Origin of the sequence: Seonamhaeicola sp. ML3, from assembly GCF_023273855.1 — a bacterium.
GTDB lineage: Bacteria > Bacteroidota > Bacteroidia > Flavobacteriales > Flavobacteriaceae > Seonamhaeicola.
Genome location: NZ_CP096884.1, coordinates 1,967,028 through 1,988,532 on the forward strand (window position 1 = coordinate 1,967,028; position 21,505 = coordinate 1,988,532).

Consider the following 21,505-nt stretch of genomic DNA (forward strand, 5'->3'; position numbering starts at 1 on the left):
GGTATTTTATATTTAAAAATGAAATCTTAAACTTACATTTGGGGTGATTCCTAACGATTCGTTTTTAACCGAAGTAATTTCATCATCTATTATTGTGTAGTATTCATTGATGATGTTTTTCCTGTTTAAAATATTCCAAACTGAAGCACCCAAAACAGCTCTTGAAGTTCTAGATACATCCAGTGTATATGTTGCAGAACAATCTACCCTAAAATATTTGCTTAAGTTAGCAGCATTTGGATTTTGATAAATTATGGATTGTTGCCCTATATCATCGACTTCAATGCGAATAGGTAGTGTTTTGGGCCTTCCCGAATTCCAGTTTAATCCAGCTCCAAGTTTTAAATTATTATAGGTATAATTTCCTCCAAAGCTTAGTACATGTCTTATGTCTACGTTATTCCTGAATTTTTTCCCATCATTTAAATCAGGAAACATATAATTGTTGTTGCTAATTGAATAAGAAACCCAAGTACTAAAAATATCATCAAATTGTTTGTTACACAGCAAGTCAATACCTTTTATTTCGTAACTACCTATGCTATTGGAAAATTGGAATTGGTTTTGGAAACCTTGGCTCCTTGCGGTTATGCCGTCTACTTTTTTTATGTATGATTCTGCACTAACCAATAATTTGTTTTTGTTGTAGTGAATTCCGGCAGAAACCTGTTTGCTTTTTAGTATTGGAACTGGATAAACGGTTTGATTGTTTATTTGGGTCTCCTCTACGAGGTTATTGGATAATATCCATCTACGCTTTTCAATGCCCAGAAAATCATTTTGTAAATCTATTCTCTGTGAAGTTACTTGACTTTTAAATTCGCCTAAGACCTCAAATCTAAAACCATTTAAAAAACGTTGACTGAAGCGTAATCTAGGTTCAAAAATAAATTTATTGAATTTATCAATGTAATTTAACCGCGCGCCTAATTTTAATTTGGTTTTGGCATCATAGGATAGAACCGAGGTTTCGCCATAAAGTGCATGCGTTTCTAAAACTTCTTTAATGAAGCTTCTAAATAGCGGATTGTTAACGTCTTCTAAATTACTTATTCCAACTTCATTGAACTGATAGCCGCTAATGAATGAAAGTCTTTGGTTGTGTTTGTAATTAATGTTTAGCTTTATCGCTCTGTCGTTTACACGATTTTCTTGAATTAATCTTTGGTTGTTTAAAATATCATGATTGGTGGCATCTAGATCGTAATTCGAAGCATATGCTTGTATCGATGTAGATAACTGACTATTCCAATCGCGTTGATAGGTCAACCCAACCGATATATTTTGCTGAGACAGTTTACTGTTTAAAACTTCGGTTCTGTTATTTATGCGCGACTGTTCATCGTAATCAAATTTGTTATTGATATTTAAAAAATTGAGTCTTAACTTATCTTTTTCTGTGAGGTCTACAAGAAGTTTAGCCGTGATATCGTAGAAATAAAACGATTCGTTTTGAGATAGTGAATTTCTACCTCTGTTACTAAAATCAGAGTCTCCAAAAACACGGTTGAAATACTGTTCGTAGGTTGCAGATTCAACTACATCTGTTATGGATCTTCTTGAGGATAGATGTAATTGAGTGTTGTCTGAAATTGGGATTTTTACGAACCCATCGGCATTGATAAAGTTTAAACCAATTCCTCCTTTAAATTCGTTATCTATTTCATCGGGTAATTGCATGTCTATAATGCTGGAAATACCATCTCCATATATGGCGCTAGTACCGTTTTTATAGACATTAACTTTTTTAGTTATGTAAGGGTTAAATGCAGAAATGAGTCCGAAAAAATGTCCGGATTGATACATTTTTATACCATCCCAAAGTAATAAGTTCTGGTCGTGTGTTCCTCCTCTTACATTAATATTCGAAACGGTTTCGTCGGTACTTAAAACCCCAGGTAAGAACTGAATGGTCTGCAACACATCGGGTTCAATTAATCCCGGTAAAATGCCAAAACTTTCAGGTTTTATCGTTACAGAACCATCATTAAGTTTTGTTAATCCAGTGGTTAAGTAGTTGTTGATGACGACTTCCTCTAGTTTTTGAACCCTAAAACTGGTACGCTTTTTTTTTATGGGCTTTATTACAATAAATCTATTGTTCAGTAATTCAAAATCTAGTTTAGTCTCTTTTTTTAGCAGCCGCAGTACCTCTTCAAGAGGGAGTTCCTTTGGTGGTAATGTGGCTGTTTTGTCTTCTATGGTTTTGTCCGCATAAGAAAAGCTCACATTATATGACTCTTCTAAAATTTTTAAAATAGCAGTAAGGGGTTGTTTTTCTTTTTGAATGCTTTGTGCCCTTGAATGAGAAGCATTCAAAAAAAATAACAAGACAAAAAAGGGAAGTAGGTGCTTGCTTTTATTCACGCTTTAAAATTATAGTATCGTTAGATTGACTATAAGTTAAGTGTAAAGGTAATGTAATAGATTTTAATGCAACCTCAATACTGTCGTGAGTAAAATTGCCGGTAAACTTTTCGTTAGAATCTACGCCAATCAAAGTAATATTTACATTGTATTGTCTCTCAAATTCTTGAATAACCTGTTTGTATGGTAGACTTTTAAATTGGCTTTCGTTATTAAGCCACGAAGGAGTTAAGCCGTTTTCTTTTTCTTTAGCAATAATTTCCCCATCTAAAATTAAAAAACTGTCGCCAGGATTTAATTTTGTCTCTTGAGAATTGAACGTAACGCCAACTAAACCTTCGTAGCAAATAACCTCAAAGTAATTTTTTCTTTGTTTTACATTAAATTGTGTTCCATAAACAGTAACAGTACCTGTTTCTGTTCTAACGTTGAAAGAAGAGCCTTTTGCGACCTTAAAAAAGGCTTCGCCTTGTAACTCTACTTCTCTGTTGTTTTTCCAGGAACTTTTGTTGAATATCAGGGCCGATTCGGCATTCAAGGCCACGCTTGAGTTGTCTGGCAATTCAACTGTGGTTTTTTGAGCCAAATCTGTGGTAATGGTAGTGTCTATTGTGGTGGTGTAATAATAAAGACTGAAGCATATTGCTAAAATTGCAGCAACACGCATTAATGGTTTAAGCCACAGGTTTTTTTCTGTTTTCTTTTTTGTGATGGACGAGAGAACATGTTCAAGCTCTTTGTTGGCATCGTATTCCGGAGCCTTAAAAGCGTGTAGGTTGTTATTTAACATTACTAAATCGTCATAGTCTTCAAGGCTTTTAAAAGCCTGAAGTTCTTGGTCGTTAAGTTCGTTATTTAACCATTTTAATATGAGTTCTTCTCTTTCCATTTTTCCTTTATTCAACTATAAAACAATTAACTTTAATTTTTTCCTACCCTTGTCATTTATTTTTTTATGAGAAATTGAATTTCAGTGTTCAGTGTTTGTAGTGCATACTTCCAATTGAGGACTAGGGTTTTTACAACTCCTTAATATCTTCCCTTAGTTTTTTCAATGCGCCGTATATGCGTTTTTCAACAGCTTTGGTAGAGATGCCTAATAATTCCGCAATTTCTTTAAAGCGTTTGCCTTCAACACGGTTCATCATAAAAGCAACACGTTGAGGTTCTGTTAAATTAGCCAAGGCATTTTGTAATTTGACGCTATATTCTTTTTCACGCATTAAAAACTCAGGACTTTCATTGGTGCTCAATTTAGGTTTGGCTATTTGCTGGTGTTTTAAAACAACCTTTTGGTGTGCAGCCTCATTGAGCATAAGGTTATTGGCAGTAGTAAAAAGAAAACTTTTGGCTTTATCTGGTGCAACCTTTGCACAGTTTTCCCAAAGCTTAACAAAAGCTTCTTGAGCTTTATCTTTTGGATTTAATAAATCGCCGAATTTGTAATAAAGAAAATTGTGTAGGTCTTTGGCGTGTTTTTTAAATATAGCAGAAAAAATATGCTCAGCGCAGATATTATCGTGCAGTTGTTTACTCATTTTTATTGGTAGTTGGAGCCACTAAAATAAAGGTTTTGAAACTTGGATTTTGAATTTTTTTTGAAATTTTTTTTAAAAGTGGGGTAGGAATTTTTAAAATTAAAATGTTTTATTACCAAAAAGCTATGTTTAACCCAAAATCAAATACTATGAAAACTAATTGGAGAATACTTTTGTTATTACCTTTTTTTGCCTTTTTACTATTTTCCTCATGTCAAGAGGAAGTCATTGAGATTTCGGATCCTTCCGAAGCCGAAACAGAAGCGCCTTTAGAGGCTACATCAGAATTAGCCTCTTTTGTTAGCGCTGCATCTAAGCTCGATGGTTCTAAGGATAACATCATTGATAGAGCCAGTTGTATTTCTGTAAAATTACCGTTAACTGTAGTTGTTAATGGGCTGGAAATTATTATTGATGCCGAGGAAGACTTCGCAACTATTGAAGCTATTTTTGATGAGTTCGAAGACGACGAAGACGACTTAGATTTTTTCTTTCCTATAACTGTTATAAACGCAGATCATGATGAAATTACAGTAAATAATCAAGACGAACTAGATGCTTATGTAGAAGCATGTGGTGGAGAAGATGAAGAAGACGAAGATATCGAGTGTATCGATTTTCAATATCCAATTTCTTTTTCAGTGTTCAATTCAGATTTTTTAATCATCGATACTATTGAGATTGAAAACGACAGACAATTACACCATTTTATGAAACGCGTTAGAAACAAAGAAGTTATTGCTAGCATTAATTATCCGGTAACTATGGAATTAGCTGATGGTTCGGAGATTATTGTAAATAGTAACCAAGAATTGCACAGCACCATTAGAGAAGCTAAAGATGCTTGCGATGAAGATGATGATAACGATTACAACGATGACGATTTTTCTAAAGAGCGTTTAGATAATTATTTAGTTAAATGTCCTTGGTTGGTTCATGAGTTTAAAAGATATAATCAATTAAACACAGAAGCTTACTTTGAATATGCTATAAATTTTAAAGAAGAAGGTGTTGTTGTAATGCGAGCTAGAAATGGAGATGTGCTTACCGGAACTTGGGAAACAAGAATGGTAAGAGGAAGAGGTGCTAAATTAAAAATGGAATTCGATAATTTGGCAGATTTCACGCTAGAATGGTTTATCTACGAAATAGAAGAAGGTAAAGTTAAAGTTTATAATGGTGATGGAGGAAGAATTATCCTAAAGCGTAATTGTGATGTTGTTATAGATCATACAAAAGAACGTGTAGAGAACTTTTTAAAAGAGTGTTTATGGAGAGTAGCTAGATTGAGTGTTGACGGAGCTGATAATGAAAAAGAATACATAGGCACACCTCTTAAGTTTTTTGGAAATAATGTTGTTAAAATCAGAATTAATGGAGAACTCGTTGAAGGTACCTACGAAGTTATAGTTAGACCAGCTGGAATTGGCTTGGAAATTAACTTAGAAGGCAGACCAAACTTAAAATTAAGATGGTTAATTTCTTTCTTAAGGCATGATTTAATCAAGTTAGAAAACAACCAAAACAAGATGGTGTTGAAGAGACATTGTCCTAGAGTAGACCAAGATTTAAATTACATTGATAATGTATTAATCTCTGGAATATGGAAAGTAGCGTCTTACATGGTGCAAGATGCCGATTTAACAGAAAACTACAGTGATTATGTTATTGGTTTCAGAGAAGAAGGGAAATTATTTGCTGAAGGCGATGGAAGAAACATATTCGGGTCATGGTTGTCTTACAGGAATGAGGGACTACACTTAGGAGTTAAATTCAATGACGAGGTGTTAAAGGAATTTAATCACAGATGGAGAATTAAAGAAGTATCTCCTAACAGAATTGAATTGAAAGATTATGCTCCCAACGGAATGATAGTTCGTATACTAGTTCTTGAAGCAACACAATAAATTATAGTTTGTTGGTTAATAAAAAAGAGAAACTTGGATTTTCGGTTTGTTAGGTTAGTTAGCTAAGTTTCCTTTAAGGCTGTCGGATTAATATCTGACAGCCTTTTTTACATCCTTTTTTTTAGAATATCATTCATTAATAGCTTCAATTCCTTAACTTTGCATTTCTTAAAATTTCAATAAAATTATGTTTAATAATTTAAGTGATAAGTTAGATAAAGCATTACATGTTTTAAAGGGACACGGTAGTATTACCGAGGTAAATGTAGCTGAAACTCTAAAAGAAGTTAGAAGAGCCTTACTTGATGCTGATGTTAACTTTAAAATAGCTAAGGATTTTACCAATAGAGTTAAGGAAAAAGCGCTTGGGCAAGATGTATTAACGACATTGCAACCCGGGCAATTAATGGTTAAGATTGTTAAGGACGAATTAACCGAACTAATGGGAGGAGATGCTGCCGGTGTTAATCTTTCGGGAACTCCAAGTATTATTTTAATGTCTGGTCTACAAGGTTCTGGTAAAACAACTTTTTCGGGTAAACTTGCTAACTATCTTAAAAATAAAAAAACTAAAAAACCTTTATTGGTTGCTTGTGATGTATATCGCCCTGCAGCTATTGATCAATTGCATGTAGTTGGAGACCAAATTGGTGTAGAGGTTTTTAGTGATAGAGGCAATAATGATCCGGTTGCCATTTCTCAAGCGGCGATTGCACATGCGAAATCTAATGGTCACAACGTAGTGATTATTGATACCGCGGGACGTTTGGCGGTTGATGAAGCCATGATGACGGAGATATCGAATATCCATAAAGCCATCGAGCCACAAGAAACGTTGTTTGTTGTAGATTCTATGACAGGGCAGGATGCGGTTAATACTGCGAAAGCTTTTAATGATGTCTTGAATTTTGATGGTGTTATTCTTACCAAGCTGGATGGTGATACGCGTGGTGGTGCAGCTATTTCTATTAAATCTGTTGTAAACAAGCCAATTAAATTTATTGGTACCGGAGAAAAAATGGAAGCTATTGATGTGTTCCATCCGTCTCGTATGGCAGATCGTATCCTTGGAATGGGAGATGTCGTGTCACTTGTTGAAAGAGCTCAAGAACAATTTGATGAAGAAGAAGCCAGAAAACTTCAAAAGAAGATTGCTAAAAACAAATTTGGCTTTGATGATTTCTTAAAGCAGATTCAGCAGATTAAGAAAATGGGTAACATGAAAGACCTTATTGGTATGATACCCGGAGCTGGAAAAATGATGAAAGATGTTGATATCGACGACGATGCGTTTAAGAGCATTGAAGCGATTATACACTCTATGACGCCAAAGGAAAGAGCCAATCCATCTATCATAAATGCCAGTAGAAAAAAGCGAATAGGTAAGGGGTCGGGCACCTCGGTTCAAGAAGTTAATCAGTTATTGAAGCAATTCAACCAAATGAGCAAAATGATGAAGATGATGCAAGGTGGCGGCGGTAGAAAAATGATGCAAATGATGCAGAATATGCGTTAACTTGTTAGAAGTTAGAAGTTAGAAGTTAGAAGTGATGTCACACTGAGTGCAGTCGAAGTGTAATCGAAGTACCCAAAAAACATTAAAACAAAACTTGGCGTTTTTAGCGCCTTTGCGAGAAATAATATGACAATTTTAGACGGTAAAAAAGTAAGTAACGATATTAAAGAGGAAATCGCAGAACACGTTGCTTCAATGGTTTCCAAAGGTGAAAAAGTACCTCATTTAGCTGCTGTTTTAGTGGGGAGTGATGGTGCTAGTATGACCTATGTTAACGCCAAAGTTAAGGCTTGTGAGAAAATAGGGTTCGAATCTACTTTAATTGAATTGCCGGAATATACTTCTGAAGAAGAATTGTTAGAGAAAATCCAAGAACTGAATACCAATGAGAATATCGATGGTTTCATAGTTCAGCTACCTCTACCAGAGCAAATAGATGAACAAAAGGTTTTAATGGCCATTGACCCGGATAAGGATGTGGACGGTTTTCATCCAACCAATGTGGGTAGAATGGCTCTAGATTTACCAACCTTTTTACCAGCAACACCATATGGTATTATGGAGTTGTTAGAGCGCTATCAAGTTGAGACTTCTGGTAAGAATGTTGTTGTAATGGGTAGGAGTCATATTGTTGGTAGGCCTATGAGTATTTTAATGAGCCAGAAGCGCAAAGCTGGTGACGCCACAGTTACAGTCGTTCACAGTCGTTCTAAAAACTTAACAGAGATTACTAGGGAAGCCGATATTATAGTTGCTGCAATTGGTATCTCTGAGTTCTTAACTGGAGACATGGTTAAAGAAGATGTCGTTGTTATTGATGTTGGAATTACTCGTGTGCCGGACCAGACAAAGAAAAACGGTTATAGACTAGCTGGTGATGTGCATTTTGAAAGCGTTAGCAAAAAGGCCAGTTATATCACCCCTGTGCCCGGTGGTGTAGGGCCTATGACAATCGCCATGTTGCTAAAAAACACCTTATTGGCAAGGGAAAGACGCGACTAAATTAACGTCTTCTTTTTATTGTTTTTGGTGCGAATTCTTTAGAAGAATTACTAATTAACTTATCCAGTTCAATATATTCCTCCTTGTTAAGTTCTCTGTATTCGCCAACAGGTAAGTCTAATTTGATATTCATAATCCTTATCCTTTTTAAGGTTTGAACGTCATAGTTTAAATGTGAACACATTCTACGAATCTGCCTGTTCAATCCTTGAGTGAGTATGATTTTAAAAGTATTGGAACTTAGTTTTTTTACCTTACAAGGTCTTGTAGTTTGCTTAAGCTCTTCTAAATAAATACCTTGAGACATACGCTCAATAAAAGTTTGTGAGATAGGTTTGTCTACTGTAACTATATATTCCTTTTCGTGATTATTGCTGGCCCTAAGAATTTTATTGACAATGTCTCCATCGTCAGTCAGGAGAATTAAACCCTCACTAGGTTTATCCAATCGCCCTATGGGGAATATGCGTTTGTGGTAGCCTATGTAGTCAATTATATTATCTTTTTCTACTCGGGTATCTGTAGTGCATACAATGCCAACGGGCTTGTTAAATGCGAGATAGGTAAATTTCTTTTTGGTGTTTTCAATCAATTCGCCATCAACATATACTTTATCTGAAGGTGTTAGTTTTGTGCCTTTTTCAGGTACATTTCCATTAACCGTAACACGTCCTGCCTCAATAAGTTTATCTGCTTCTCTTCGGGAGCAATAGCCAACTTCACTTAAATATTTATTGATTCTTTTTAAGGGTTCATCCATGGAGACAAAAGTACATGAATTATTTCATTTTCGAATTTCGAAATAGGTTTTAGAATTGAGCCTTTTCTAATGAATAATGTGTTTCTAATCTTTTAAAAAATCTAAAATGTTCTCGGTTACAGAAGTGTGATTTAACGAATGACCAAGGCCTTTGGTTGTAATAAGTTTGCTGTTTTTTAAATTCTTATGAATAAGTTTAGCGTCAGAGTAGGGGATGATGGTATCCTTGAAATCATGAATAATAAGGCCTTTTGTTTCAATTTCTTTAGAATATTTAGAGGTTGAAAAATCTCCAGGTTTAGCACCAAACTTTTTAAGGATTATTTTGTCCAGACTTTTTTCTACCTTTTTGTTATATCCCAGAAGTTTTATGTAGTTTTTTAGAATACCTTCAAACTCTGAAGGTGTTCCCAGTAAAATCATCTTTTTTACAGATTCTAACTGATATTTCTGCTGAAAGAATATGGAAGCCATACCACCAACCGAATGGCCAATAATCACTTCAGGCTTATGTTTTTTCGTTACTACATTTATGAATTCAGAAAATAAAAGCGCATTAAATAGTTTTCCTCCAGAAGCACCATGTGCTGGAGCATCCAAAGCAATAACATTGAAATCTTGATCGATAAAACGTTTAATTTTATTTTTCCACCGGGCAGAGTTGCTTTCCCAACCATGAACCAAAAGAATGGTCGCTCTGTTGCCTTTCCAGTGATAAGTTGCAATGTTAAGGCCTTCGAATGCCATGCTTTCTTGATAAGCCGATTCTAAAAACGTTTTTTGCAGCTCATTTAATCGTCCTTTTCTTGGTTTGGAGAATAAATGCAGCGCTTTATTCGCCGCATAATCGGCAGAAACATAGCTTAATACATTAAGATAAGAACCTACAAGTTTAATAATGAATTTTTGCATGAATCATTCAGCTTCTCGATTCACCAAATCCATAGAAAATGCAGGTGTACAAATGGCGATGTACTCACAAGGTTCTGGAAACGGATTAGAGTATTGAACCCTTGTGTTTCTTTCTATTTTTATAGACTGACCAGTTTCAAGAACCACGATTTCACCTTCAATAATAAATTGTTTTTTACCCTTAATGACAAAAGTAAACTCATCGAACTCTGGGGTTTGAAAAGGTTCGCTCCAACCTGAAGGCGCTTTCATGTGGGCAATGCTAATTTTAGAATTTCCATCTGTGGCTAAGCCAAAATGCTCCTTGATGGATTTGCCATCAGTAGTAGGTACAATAAAAGGATTGTCTTGGATGGAGTACTTTTTCATAACAAGTTATTAGTTATTCCAAATCAAGAAGAAATATTTAATTTTTGCATCATCTGGAATATGGGTTTCTTCGAATTTTAGGTCTAAATCAAAACGTAAATTGGCCGGAAGTTCTTTTTTGTCGATAACGAAACTGGCATTGATTTCTTTAATAGAGATAGCGATCGAATTAATAAGATTATCGATTTTTGAAACCTTATAAGCCGAAGTAATATCCTTGAAGGTACTCATAGTAGAAATGCCTTTTTCGGTCTTATATAGTGGGTCAATGATTTGAATACTTTCTATCGTAGCAGTAGAGTCTAAAGCTCTTGTTGGCGTTAAAACAAGTGTTTTGTTACCGTCTTTTTTAAATATTTCAATATTGTTGATGTTGCCAGCAAACTCATCGCCTCCAATATATCTTGAAATGGAGTCGTTAACAAAAATGGTTTTTAAATCCTTAACCTGTGTAGAATCGGTTAATAATCCAACGTGTTGTTTCGATATTTCAAACGGGTCTTGTTCGTTGTTACAGCTAACTAAAAATAGGCTAAGGACTATGAGGCTTAAAATTGATTTGTACATTATTTAAATTTGGTTTGATAATTTAATATCGATTATCGATTCTTCATTACTTTGTTAAGGATGCCGAAAACACTTCTAATAAACGTAGCGCTTGTAAGCACTTTTACTACGGGGTTCATACGCGTACTTTGACGTCTAGAGCTACTGCGGGTTTTCTTTTTGGCTTCTACTTTTTTAAGTTCTTCTTGCTCTTTTTTGGCTTTTTCTTTAGCCTCTTCGGCTTCGGCCTTTTTTATTTTTTCATTTAAAAGCTCATAAGCACTTTCCCGATCCACTTCCTCGTTGTATTTTTTAGAAAGTTTAGATTGAGAAAGTAAAGTGTTTAGTTCGGTATCTGTTAAGATATCCATTCTGCTCATAGGTGCTCGCATCATGGTAGCGGCCAATGGTGTTGGGCGTCCTTTTTCATCTAAAGCAGATACCAAGGCTTCACCTATACCCAATGAGGTTAGAACCTCTGTAGTGTCATAGTATTCTGAATCTGGATAATTTTGTGCGGTTAACTTTATGGCCTTTCTGTCTTTGGCAGTAAACGCTCTTAAAGCATGCTGAACTTTTAAACCCAATTGGCTTAAAACTTCTTCGGGAACATCGGTTGGATTTTGAGTAACAAAATATAAACCTACACCTTTACTTCTGATGAGTTTTACAATACTTTCAATTTGATTTAATAATGCTTTTGAAGCTTCGTCAAAAATAAGGTGAGCCTCATCAATAAACATGATCAGCTCTGGCCTGTCACTATCGCCTTGCTCGGGAAACGTAGAATAGATTTCAGCTAAAAGGCTCAACATAAATGTCGAGAAAAGCTTTGGTCTATCTTGGATATCGGTTAGCCTTATAATGTTAATATAACCCCGCCCGTCATCATCAACTCTTAACAAATCCTCTACATCAAAAGAAGTCTCGCCAAAGAACAGGTCTGCACCTTGTTGTTCTAATTCTACGATCTTTCTTAGGATCGCTCCTGTAGAAGCGGTTGAAATTCTTCCGTAAGCCTCGGTAAATTCTTTTTTACCTTCTTGGGTAGCGTATTGTAATATCTTTTTAAAATCCTTTAAATCTAAAAGTGGCAATTGGTTATCATCGCAATACTGAAAAATAACTGAAACGATACCGCTTTGTGTTTCGGTCAAATCTAAAATTCTTGATAGTAATACTGGGCCGAATTCACTTATGGTAGCTCTAAGCCTAACACCGTCTTGCTCGGAAAGTGTCAATACTTCAACAGGAAATGACTTGGCTTCGAAAGGTAGGCCTATTTTTTCATGACGTTCGTCAATCTTGGGATGACCGGGGCTGGGTTGAGCCAGTCCGCTTAAATCACCCTTAATATCCATCAAAATTACTGGAATACCTTTATCACTCAAGTTTTCGGCCAAAACTTGAAGCGATTTTGTCTTTCCAGTACCTGTAGCACCGGCAATTAATCCATGTCGGTTCATGGTCTTTAAGGGAATCTTTACGTGAGCACCTGTAACGGTTTCACCATCTAACATAGCTGCTCCAACAGGAATAAAATCTCCTTTGGTTGTATAGCCTTCGTTTATAAAATTGAAAAAAGTTTCCTTATTGTCCATGCCATATAATTTTGCATAAAAATAGCCATTACTTTACAAAGTTCAATAAACTACAAAATAAAACAATCAACATTTAATTATCATATAGTATCTTTGCACACTTATGAATAAAGAGATTCAAGAATTGGTCGACAAAGGCGAGATGTTACCTTTAATGGAAGAATTCTACACTATTCAAGGTGAGGGATTTTATAAAGGAACCGCAGCCTATTTTATTAGAATTGGAGGGTGTGATGTTGGGTGCCATTGGTGTGATGTTAAAGAAAGTTGGAATGCCGCTTTACATCCACCCACTGCGACTTCCAAAATCGTGGCCAATGCCAAAAGATATAGTGATACCATTGTGGTTACTGGTGGAGAGCCTCTAACGTGGGATATGACTGTTTTAACTTCAGAATTAAAGGCTCTTGGATTAAAAACACACATTGAAACTTCTGGCGCTTATAAATTAACCGGTGATTGGGATTGGATTTGTTTATCGCCTAAGAAAATAAAATTACCTACTGATGAGGTTTGTAACAAAGCTAATGAGTTAAAGGTTATTGTCTACAATAACGATGACCTAAGATTTGCCGAAGAACAAGCTGCAAAAGTTAATGAAGACTGTATTTTGTACTTGCAACCAGAATGGAGTAAACGGGATAAAGTAATTCCTTTAATAGTAGATTATGTGATGAAAAACCCAAAGTGGAAAGTGTCACTTCAAACGCATAAGTATTTAAATATACCGTAAAACTACTTCCTGCTGTAATAATTGAGCAATAGCTTAAGGTTTAATTATCTTTTTTGAGATTCTGCCCAGGTTGTTGTGGACTTCTAGAATATAAGTGCCCGATTTTAAATCGATTAAATTAAATTGATATTCCTTTTTAATTGAAGTTTCTATAGTTTCTCTGGCCAATTTCTTTATGAGTTTTCCATTAACATCATAGAGATGTATTAGTATATTATCTGGGGATTCAAAATCTATCGAAAACCTCAAGATATCCTTCACAGGATTAAGGTCTAGTTTAATTGCAAGCGGGTTTTGTTGAAAAGTATCCTCTAGGTCAGGGCTGTTTAAAGTTTGTGAGGTGAATTTATAAATTGTGGTGCCAGAGGCATAAGCTAGTGAAGAATTAATAATGAAAATTCTATTCAAATTACTTCCCGTGCTAAGATTGGTCCATGACATTCCTCCGTTGGTGGTTTCATAAAAACCAGTGGTATGCCCACCCATCCAACCAGTGTTTTCATCAATAAAACCAACCGCCTGAATTCTGCTTTCTGGAGCGTCAAAGCTCGACCAATTGAGACCGCCATCTATTGTTTTGATTAATTTGCCCTGATTTGGAGCGCTAGTGTCAATGGAACCGAAAATAACATTATTGTTACTATCTAACACCTGAAGTTTCCAAACATATTGCCCTGGTATGTTAGAGTTGTAAATTTCACTCCATGAAACACCTCCGTCGGTTGTTTTTAGCACTACTGCGCCAGAAGAACTTTTGCCTGCTGCATAGCCAAGGGATTCGGTTAAGAACTTAACCTCAACTAAAGCTGTGGCATAGGATGACATATCAAAATATGTCCAATTATCACCACTATCGGTCGATTTGATAATGAAAGCGGGTTCGAAAAAGGCACCGCATCCATAAACTGTTGATGGTCCGACGACATCCAGTCCACAAATAGCAACAGGATTTGGATCGATATTGTTAATAGGATTCCAGGTGCTGCCACCGTCTGTTGTTTTAAAAACAGTATTGTTCAGTGTTCCTACAAAACCGATATTTTCATTCAGGAAAACAATGTTTCTGAAGTAAAAATTTCCCGTTAAGTTGTTTTCGTTAAGTTGTTCGGTCCAAGTTAATCCACCATCGGTAGTTTTATATACAGCTGCATAAAAACCATTAGCGGCCCAACCAAGATTATCGTTTAGGAAATAAACGTCATCAAATCTTTGGTTATTGGTGTTTGGAGTAATATTGGGTACTGCTTGCCATGTGGCTTGTCCCAGAGCAAAAAAACCTGTAAAAAATATGATTAGATTTAAATACTTCATAAAACAAACTTACCCAAAAAATAGCAACTATTTTTATCTGAGATTTATCTTTTAATCACTTTAACATTCATCTCTTCTACTTTTTTATCAGACAGTGGCGAGGGGGCTCCAAATAGTAAATCTTCGCTGGTTCCGGTTTTGGGGAATGCCATAACCTCTCTAATAGAAGATTTCTTTTCTAGAATCATCATTAAGCGGTCAACACCCCAAGCAATACCACCGTGTGGTGGCGCTCCGTAATGGAAAGCCTTGTACATGGTGCCAACACTTTTAAGCATCTCTTCTTTGTTGTAGCCCATGTTCTTATAAGTGGCTTCTAATATTTCAGGTTTATGAGCACGAACAGAACCGCCGCCAATTTCATAGCCATTCAATATCAAATCATATTGTTGCGCTATGATAGAGCCAATCTCTTCTTCTTTACCATTCATATGTTTTTCAATATCATAAGTTACTGGCATTGAGAATGGGTTGTGTGTGAAGGTCCAATTACCATCATCTGTTTTTTCAAACATAGGAAAATCAACTACCCAAGCAGGTCTTAATTCTTTTGCGTTAATCAATTTTAGCATAGTCCCCATTTCTTGGCGAACAGCATCTAGGGCTTTATTTGCTGTGTCATAATCGGCAGCCGAGAAGAATACAATGTCTCCAACTTCGGCTTCTGTAGCCTTTATGATGTTGGCTGCGATGTCTTCACCCAAGAACTTGATTATTGGCGATTGTAAGTCATTTTCGTTAACAATAATATAAGCTAACCCACCTAAACCATGGTCTTGAGCAATAGCGGTTAATTTTTCAATTTGTCCTTTAGACATGCGCTTATTGCCTTGTTCTTCAGCAGAAACTTTAATACATTTTACAATACCACCTTCATCGATAGGTTTGCTAAATACTTGGAACGTGGTATCTTTTACAATATTAGTGATGTCTTGCATTTCCAAACCAAAGCGTAAGTCTGGTCTATCACAACCGTATTTGTCCATAGCCTCTTTATAGGTTAGGACCTGGAATGGTTTTAAAATCCATTTTTTGCCATATACTTTTTCAACGATTGCATTGAACATATTGGTGTTCAAGTCAATAATTTGCTGCATGCTCGCATAGGCCATTTCTATATCTAACTGTGTGAATTCCGGTTGACGGTCGCCACGAGAATCTTCGTCTCTAAAACAGCGTGCAATCTGAAAATATTTTTCGTAACCGCTTACCATCAACATTTGCTTAAACTGTTGTGGCGCCTGTGGTAGTGTATAAAACGAACCGGCTTCTTTTCTTGTTGGGACTATGAATTCACGTGCGCCTTCATCTGTTCCGGCACTTAAAATAGGGGTTTCTATTTCTAAGAAATCTTGTTCGTCTAATATGTCGCGCATCAGTTTTATAACTCTATGGCGATTTTTGATTGTACGATGTACATCTTGATTTCTGTGGTCTAAAAACTTGTACTGGAAACGAGTCGTTTCGTTGGTTTTAGTAGCGCGTTTTATTTCAAAAGGCAGTGTTTTAGAAAGGTTAAGGATTTCTAATTCTGAAGTTTCCAACTCAATAGTTCCCGTTCTTAAACTCGCATTGAAATCATCTTCTTTACGTTTCACGATATCACCGGTAACCATAATCACCGATTCTGGTTTCAGTTTTACCAAGTCATCTAGATTGGCAAACGATTCTCTACTTAATCGAACTTGGAAAATCTCGTTGCTAGAATCGCGTAAATCAATAAACATTAGCTCACCATGGTCACGTACACTAGAAACCCATCCTGCTAAGGTAACTTTTTCAGAAATTGAGGTTTCAGACAAATCGGTTGCAAGATGTGTTCTATACTCATCTTTTATTACCATAGGTATTTCTGGTAATATCTCTTCTTCGACTTCTTTAGCGATTTTACTTCCTTTTGAATCTTGGGATATTGTTTTATCTGTTGAAGCAGAAGCACTTGTACTCTCGCTTGAAAGTGCATTCAAAATACCCTGACGAATTACTTTTCCAGAGGCGCCCTTTCCGATAATACCAATAACCTTTCCAACTAGAATACCTGCCTTTCCTTGGTTTCCGCCTTTAATGTCGTTTACAATGGCTTCGTTCTCAGAAATAACTTTTGCAATGGCATTATCTATCTTTTCTTTTGAGATGGTGTTGTCTTCAAAATACTTGTTGTAATCAAAAGTTCTATCCTTTAAATAGGAAGTAATGGCATTTTGAACTAAAACAGAAGTGATTTTTTCCTCCTTAAATAGTTTGAAGATTTCAATGAGGTGTTCAATTCTGTAAATATCGGCATAGTCATCTGCACCAATATTATTAACTAGCGTTTTGGCTACAAACGAAGGGTCGTTTAGTTCTTTGTTAATAGTCATAAATGTTTTAGAACGTAATGAGTCTGCCGTAAAGAATTTAGCGTCTTGCGGCAATACACCACCTCTAATTAAAATACGTTCTACAGCATGCGGCAATTCGCTTACATCAACATGAATAGCATCTACGACATCTTTGATGTTTACAAACGGTAAATCTGGTTCAGAGATAAAACGGTAATCGGCTTCATACTCTTTTTTACGCATGGTTTTTGTTTGCTTTAAATCAGCATCAAAAAGCACGGTAGTTTGGTCTGGCCTGAAGTCTTTGTGTTCTAAATAGTAGCTCAGTTGCTTTCCAACTTCCTCTATAAGTGCCTCGGTCATAAACTTAAATGAGTTGAGGTTTTTAATCTCTGTTCTTGGGTTTAAGTTGTAGCTGCGTTTTTTACGGAGCGATACCGAAACATCCGATTTAAACTCACCCTTTTCAAGGTTAGCTTCTGAAATCTTTAAGTTCTGAACGATACGCTGTAAATATTGAGCATAAGTAGACGCATCTTCGATATGATGGATACAAGGCTCTGTAACAATCTCGATAAGTGGAACACCGGCTTTATTGAAATCAACAAGAGAAACCGTTTTCTCATGCATTAATTTAGCAGCATCTTCTTCAATATGAACCTGGGTTAAATTAACCGTAAACTCAGAACCGTCATTTCTAAAACAAGATACTTGCCCGTCTGGAATAATTGGATTATGGAACTGTGTGATCTGGATGTTCTTTGGGTTGTCGGGGTACTCATAATGTTTACGGTCCCATGAAATAACATCGTTTCTAAATGTAGATTTTACAGCTTTTCCAAAATAGATAGCCTTGGTAATAGCTTCTTTGTTTACTGCAGGCAAAACTCCCATTTGTCCTGTACAAACAGAGCAAATATGTTCGTTGGGTGTTTCTGTTTCTTCATTAGGACAAGAACAGAATAACTTGGTTTTAGTATTCAATCGAATGTGGGTTTCCAATCCGATAACCAATTCTAATTCGTGGGCTTTAAGCGCCTCGTTTAATTGCTCTAAATCCATTTATATCGTATCTTTTAAGAAGTTAGCAAACTTCAAAACAAGTTCGTCGTTGTCTTTTGCGGCTGTAATTTGTAAGCCTGTTTCGGTACCTTGCGGTACGGTTAAGGTTGGTAATTGTCCTAAGCTAAACCCAACAGTATAAGCATCGCTTAAATACATGGCCAATGGGTCTTTTAAGCTATCCCCAATTTTAGGAGGTGTGCTTGGTGTTACCGGTGAAATAATGATATCAACCTCGTTAAAATCATTTTCGAAATTTTGAGAAATCTGATCTCTAAGGGCTAATCCTCTTAAATAAATTTCGTCACTAAACCCTTGTGATAACACTTGGTTGCCTCCAACAATACGGCGTTTAGTTTCTTCTGAAAAGTTTTCAGAACGGGTAATGGAATAGCTGTCTTTTAAATTCTCTCCATCCAAACGGTTTCCGTAGTTTGTGCCATCTAAACGCGATAGGTTAGAAGCAGTTTCTGCCATTGCCAATGTGTAATATGTGGAAACCAAAGTATCCGATTTAAAGAAATCCAACACCTTTACTTCAATACCTTTAGCTTTGATTTTTTCTATGGCCGAAAGAAAATCTGCTTTCACTTTTTTATCTATGGCTTCGCTTTCAATAAAGTTTTTAAAGTACCCCACAGATTTTATAGAACCGTTTGATGTAATGGCATCTTCTGATATGGTTTCTGAAGTATAAGTAGTTTGGTCTCTCACGTCTTTGCCACTCATAACATTCAGTACGATTCTGATATCTTCAATAGATTTGGCAATAGGCCCTACGCAATCGGTTGATGATGCATAAGCCATTAAGCCGTATCTTGAAATACGACCGTAAGTAGGTTTTAAACCATATACGTTATTATAGCCTGCTGGTTGGCGGACAGAGCCTCCTGTATCACCACCAATAGAAAAAACCGTATAATCTTTAGCAACGTTTACTGCAGAACCACCACTGGAACCACCACCTACAAGTTCTGGGTTATGTGCATTTTTAACCGCTCCAAAAATGGTGTTCTCACTAGAAGAGCCATGTCCAAAACTGTCACAGTTTTCTTTAACTATTGGAATGGCGCCCGCATCTAATAATTTCTGAATCGCCGTTGCAGTATATGCCGATTTGTATTTTTTCAATAAATCTGAACTGGCAGTGGTATAAGTGCCTTCGACCATGTATACATCTTTAATCCCAAAAGGGATGCCTTCCAACAGATCGATACTATCGCCGTTTGCAATTTTCTCATCTACTTTAGCTGCCAGTGCCAATGCGGAATCTTCAAGAAGGCTATTTACAGTTTTGTAAGCATTAGGTTTTAGTAAACTTAGCTTCTCTTTTATTAGGTCTAAACAAGAAATTTCCTTGTTTGCCAGTTTTTGGTGTAAGTTTCGAATTTGAGAATCCATAATTATTCTTCTATCACTTTAGAAACAACTAAATATCCCTTTTTTTGCTTTGGGAAATTCTCTTTGATGATTTGTTTTTCTGTTGCAGAACTTTCAACAACAACATCCGCTCTTAAATCATCTACAGAAACAGCATTAAATTGATTACTGTTTATGGAACTGTCATTTGATGTATGCGCATTTTTAATTACATCAAATAGTTTGCTAACCGCTTCAGAGGGTTGAGCGCCTTTAATGCTCGACAGGATGTCGACAGTCATTATTTTACTCATATTGTTATATGTGTTTGTCTACAAAAAAAGCCTTCCGTTATTGGAAGGCTTTTCAATATGTTTTAACAATAACCTTCCAACCCTAGAGACTAGGATTATTGAAATTATTATTGTTTCTATTGTTTAACATGGTTATAAATCGCCCCAAATATATGCATTTATAAAGAGTTTGCTTAATTTTTTTAACCTTCAATTGCATTATTGACAAATTAGCAGAAAAATGATTTTAATTTGAAAGTCTTTTAGCTTATTTGGTCGATTTCTGAATTATGTATTGACAATAGGTTTTTGCATAGAGTTATAGTAATTGCTGGCAATTATTTCATTGAAATTTGATATTGAACAACGGCCATGCCCTTATAATTTTTTTGTTCTAAAGTAACGGCGTCAAAAATAGGTCTGTGTTGATAGCCAAGGCTAATTTTATTACTTTGTGAACCGTTCACTAAAAAGTTCACTGTAAAATCGTAAACCGTCATTGTATCATTTAATTTATCCCAGTCGGAATATTGAACACAAATATTGGGTTGTATAACAACATTTTGATTTAGAAATTTGGTTTCCCTAAAGGCATAGCCAAACTGGCCGTACCATGTGGTACCGGTACCAATCATTGGGAACGCTACCCCAGGGCCGTTAAAATCAATACCACCTCCAGAGGTTGGGTTGTTGGCGCCAACGTTTCTAATATAGTCTTTCCCGAAATCGTAATCATAAAACCCAAGATATGCAGTGATAGCATCCCCGTTTGTAAGTGGTAAATTAAGAAACGAATCTGCTGCAAAATGCTTCATATCATAAAATGTCGTGGTTTCTAACATCGCATCGCCATCACTCATGGCGTCTTGCTGATACTGAAAACCAGCTCCAATATTAAATACTTTCTTATTTTGTAAATACGTGCCGACTTGATATGCAGATTTGTTTGATTCATGCTCAAAGAATTGATATTTGACATAAGAAGACGTTTTTACTCGAGGTTTATTGTTAGCAAAATTCACTTCGCCATCAGGAATTACGGTAACAAAAAAGGGTCTGTTAAAAGCTAATCTGTAATCAAATTTTCCTGCTTGTCCCTTAATCCATGCGCCAAATAAACGACCTATGTCGTCATTTTTTTCAACAGAATTCAGCGCAAATAACGGGGAGTCAAGTCCCATAAGTGTCTTGTTGGAGCGAATATTCCAGCGGCTTAAGCCTTGCCAACCAGATTTACCAACCCCAATTTCAAAAGACTTATCAAATGTATATTCGGCATAGAGGTCAAGAATTTCCAATTGGGCATCTTTTTTCTTAAAATTGAAATTATTGCCACCAAAAACGGAGTAAAAGAATATTTTAGGGGTTACTTGAGAGTATACAGGAATACGTAATCTACGAATTGAAATATCAAAAAATTCTGAAGTCGGTTCGCCTTGTATGAACGAGCCGTCGTTTAAATCGGAATATCGCATCCATATTTGGGCTCTGATATTCCAGTTGATTTTTGGTTTTTGATTGTTTTCGGTTTGACTAAAAGTTGAAAATGGAAACGCCAGTGTTATCAGGAATAACCATATAAGCACAGTCTTTTTTCTAAGGGTCATTTTAATTTACTATTATATTTTTAGGCAAATGTATAATGAACTTAAAGAGCAAAAAGTGACATGTATCATGTTTGGATTAATATTTGAATATTATTCAAGTACGCTTTCTGAAAAGATAATTTGGGACAAAAACCTCTTTTTCTAAAATGGAAATACTAGCTTCTAAGCTATTTTTGTGATTTGTTGTTTCTGAAATATAAAAAAACAACTTGGAATTAGTTTTAAGGTGTTTTTTAGGCGATTTAAGCAACTTTCGTGTAATTAACAATTGTTGATAATTTTTGTATAAACTCTGTTAAAT

The 21,505-nt window shown here is 35.8% G+C and carries 17 protein-coding genes; 4 read left to right on the top strand and 13 right to left on the bottom strand.

From position 1 onward, the window contains the following. Positions 1-12: 12 nt before the first annotated feature. The 3 genes from M0214_RS08930 to M0214_RS08940 form a co-directional block, all read right to left on the bottom strand. On the bottom strand, positions 13-2,367 hold the full coding sequence (locus M0214_RS08930; RefSeq protein ID WP_248722221.1) for a FecR domain-containing protein: 2,355 nt from the start codon (positions 2,365-2,367) through the stop codon (positions 13-15). Continuing rightward, complete coding sequence (locus M0214_RS08935; protein ID WP_248722222.1) at positions 2,360-3,271, bottom strand: FecR family protein; 912 nt, start codon at positions 3,269-3,271, stop codon at positions 2,360-2,362. Before M0214_RS08935 ends, M0214_RS08930 begins: the two co-directional genes overlap by 8 nt. A 115-nt stretch (positions 3,272-3,386) precedes the next feature. After that, complete coding sequence (locus tag M0214_RS08940; protein ID WP_248722223.1) at positions 3,387-3,905, bottom strand: RNA polymerase sigma factor; 519 nt, start codon at positions 3,903-3,905, stop codon at positions 3,387-3,389. A 149-nt stretch (positions 3,906-4,054) separates the two neighbouring features. Between M0214_RS08940 and M0214_RS08945 the strand changes: the two genes are divergently transcribed. From M0214_RS08945 to folD, 3 genes are all read left to right on the top strand, one after another. Beyond that, positions 4,055-5,812, top strand: a complete 1,758-nt coding sequence (locus M0214_RS08945) for a hypothetical protein (protein ID WP_248722224.1) — start codon at positions 4,055-4,057, stop codon at positions 5,810-5,812. 187 nt (positions 5,813-5,999) lie between these two features. After that, positions 6,000-7,328: a signal recognition particle protein gene (gene ffh, locus M0214_RS08950; protein WP_248722225.1), complete on the top strand. Its 1,329-nt coding sequence runs from the start codon at positions 6,000-6,002 to the stop codon at positions 7,326-7,328. A 126-nt stretch (positions 7,329-7,454) separates the two neighbouring features. Then, positions 7,455-8,330: a bifunctional methylenetetrahydrofolate dehydrogenase/methenyltetrahydrofolate cyclohydrolase FolD gene (folD, locus tag M0214_RS08955; protein ID WP_248722226.1), complete on the top strand. Its 876-nt coding sequence runs from the start codon at positions 7,455-7,457 to the stop codon at positions 8,328-8,330. Between the two features lies 1 nt (position 8,331). On the opposite strand, the gene M0214_RS08960 is transcribed toward folD, so the two are convergent. The 5 genes from M0214_RS08960 to M0214_RS08980 all read right to left on the bottom strand — a co-directional run bounded on the left by M0214_RS08960 (position 8,332) and on the right by M0214_RS08980 (position 12,518). Continuing rightward, positions 8,332-9,090, bottom strand: a complete 759-nt coding sequence (locus tag M0214_RS08960; protein WP_248722227.1) for a pseudouridine synthase — start codon at positions 9,088-9,090, stop codon at positions 8,332-8,334. 84 nt (positions 9,091-9,174) lie between these two features. Further along, positions 9,175-10,002, bottom strand: coding sequence for an alpha/beta hydrolase (locus tag M0214_RS08965; RefSeq protein WP_248722228.1), 828 nt, complete (start codon positions 10,000-10,002; stop codon positions 9,175-9,177). 3 nt (positions 10,003-10,005) lie between these two features. Continuing rightward, positions 10,006-10,371, bottom strand: a complete 366-nt coding sequence (locus tag M0214_RS08970; protein ID WP_248722229.1) for a cupin domain-containing protein — start codon at positions 10,369-10,371, stop codon at positions 10,006-10,008. A 9-nt stretch (positions 10,372-10,380) separates the two neighbouring features. Further along, positions 10,381-10,938 (bottom strand): hypothetical protein, encoded by a 558-nt coding sequence (locus M0214_RS08975; protein WP_248722230.1) that lies wholly within the window; start codon positions 10,936-10,938, stop codon positions 10,381-10,383. 32 nt (positions 10,939-10,970) lie between these two features. Next, on the bottom strand, positions 10,971-12,518 hold the full coding sequence (locus M0214_RS08980; RefSeq protein ID WP_248722231.1) for a helicase HerA-like domain-containing protein: 1,548 nt from the start codon (positions 12,516-12,518) through the stop codon (positions 10,971-10,973). A 103-nt stretch (positions 12,519-12,621) separates the two neighbouring features. Between M0214_RS08980 and M0214_RS08985 the strand changes: the two genes are divergently transcribed. Next, the gene (locus M0214_RS08985) at positions 12,622-13,251 is read left to right on the top strand and encodes a 7-carboxy-7-deazaguanine synthase QueE (RefSeq protein ID WP_248722232.1); all 630 of its coding nucleotides are present in this window, start codon (positions 12,622-12,624) and stop codon (positions 13,249-13,251) included. A 33-nt stretch (positions 13,252-13,284) separates the two neighbouring features. On the opposite strand, the gene M0214_RS08990 is transcribed toward M0214_RS08985, so the two are convergent. From M0214_RS08990 to M0214_RS09010, 5 genes are all read right to left on the bottom strand, one after another. Then, positions 13,285-14,562 (bottom strand): T9SS type A sorting domain-containing protein, encoded by a 1,278-nt coding sequence (locus tag M0214_RS08990; protein ID WP_248722233.1) that lies wholly within the window; start codon positions 14,560-14,562, stop codon positions 13,285-13,287. Positions 14,563-14,606: 44 nt separating this feature from the next. Then, on the bottom strand, positions 14,607-17,945 hold the full coding sequence (gatB/aspS, locus tag M0214_RS08995) for a bifunctional amidotransferase subunit GatB/aspartate--tRNA ligase AspS (RefSeq protein WP_248722234.1): 3,339 nt from the start codon (positions 17,943-17,945) through the stop codon (positions 14,607-14,609). Continuing rightward, complete coding sequence (locus M0214_RS09000) at positions 17,946-19,346, bottom strand: amidase family protein (RefSeq protein ID WP_248722235.1); 1,401 nt, start codon at positions 19,344-19,346, stop codon at positions 17,946-17,948. It lies immediately after the preceding gene. Positions 19,347-19,348: 2 nt separating this feature from the next. Continuing rightward, positions 19,349-19,618: a hypothetical protein gene (locus M0214_RS09005; RefSeq protein WP_248722236.1), complete on the bottom strand. Its 270-nt coding sequence runs from the start codon at positions 19,616-19,618 to the stop codon at positions 19,349-19,351. A gap of 317 nt (positions 19,619-19,935) precedes the next feature. Further along, positions 19,936-21,204, bottom strand: a complete 1,269-nt coding sequence (locus M0214_RS09010; protein WP_248722237.1) for a porin — start codon at positions 21,202-21,204, stop codon at positions 19,936-19,938. Positions 21,205-21,505 lie beyond the last annotated feature (301 nt).

What these genes read in the sequence shown, in the direction of transcription:
- M0214_RS08940 (WP_248722223.1), bottom strand. Translation starts at nt 3,905, where the DNA reads ATGAGTAAACAACTGCACGATAATATCTGCGCTGAGCATATTTTTTCT.
- M0214_RS08945 (WP_248722224.1), top strand. Translation starts at nt 4,055, where the DNA reads ATGAAAACTAATTGGAGAATACTTTTGTTATTACCTTTTTTTGCCTTT.
- ffh (WP_248722225.1), top strand. Translation starts at nt 6,000, where the DNA reads ATGTTTAATAATTTAAGTGATAAGTTAGATAAAGCATTACATGTTTTA.
- folD (WP_248722226.1), top strand. Translation starts at nt 7,455, where the DNA reads ATGACAATTTTAGACGGTAAAAAAGTAAGTAACGATATTAAAGAGGAA.
- M0214_RS08960 (WP_248722227.1), bottom strand. Translation starts at nt 9,090, where the DNA reads ATGGATGAACCCTTAAAAAGAATCAATAAATATTTAAGTGAAGTTGGC.
- M0214_RS08965 (WP_248722228.1), bottom strand. Translation starts at nt 10,002, where the DNA reads ATGCAAAAATTCATTATTAAACTTGTAGGTTCTTATCTTAATGTATTA.
- M0214_RS08970 (WP_248722229.1), bottom strand. Translation starts at nt 10,371, where the DNA reads ATGAAAAAGTACTCCATCCAAGACAATCCTTTTATTGTACCTACTACT.
- M0214_RS08975 (WP_248722230.1), bottom strand. Translation starts at nt 10,938, where the DNA reads ATGTACAAATCAATTTTAAGCCTCATAGTCCTTAGCCTATTTTTAGTT.
- M0214_RS08980 (WP_248722231.1), bottom strand. Translation starts at nt 12,518, where the DNA reads ATGGACAATAAGGAAACTTTTTTCAATTTTATAAACGAAGGCTATACA.
- M0214_RS08985 (WP_248722232.1), top strand. Translation starts at nt 12,622, where the DNA reads ATGAATAAAGAGATTCAAGAATTGGTCGACAAAGGCGAGATGTTACCT.
- M0214_RS08990 (WP_248722233.1), bottom strand. Translation starts at nt 14,562, where the DNA reads ATGAAGTATTTAAATCTAATCATATTTTTTACAGGTTTTTTTGCTCTG.
- gatB/aspS (WP_248722234.1), bottom strand. Translation starts at nt 17,945, where the DNA reads ATGGATTTAGAGCAATTAAACGAGGCGCTTAAAGCCCACGAATTAGAA.
- M0214_RS09000 (WP_248722235.1), bottom strand. Translation starts at nt 19,346, where the DNA reads ATGGATTCTCAAATTCGAAACTTACACCAAAAACTGGCAAACAAGGAA.
- M0214_RS09005 (WP_248722236.1), bottom strand. Translation starts at nt 19,618, where the DNA reads ATGAGTAAAATAATGACTGTCGACATCCTGTCGAGCATTAAAGGCGCT.
- M0214_RS09010 (WP_248722237.1), bottom strand. Translation starts at nt 21,204, where the DNA reads ATGACCCTTAGAAAAAAGACTGTGCTTATATGGTTATTCCTGATAACA.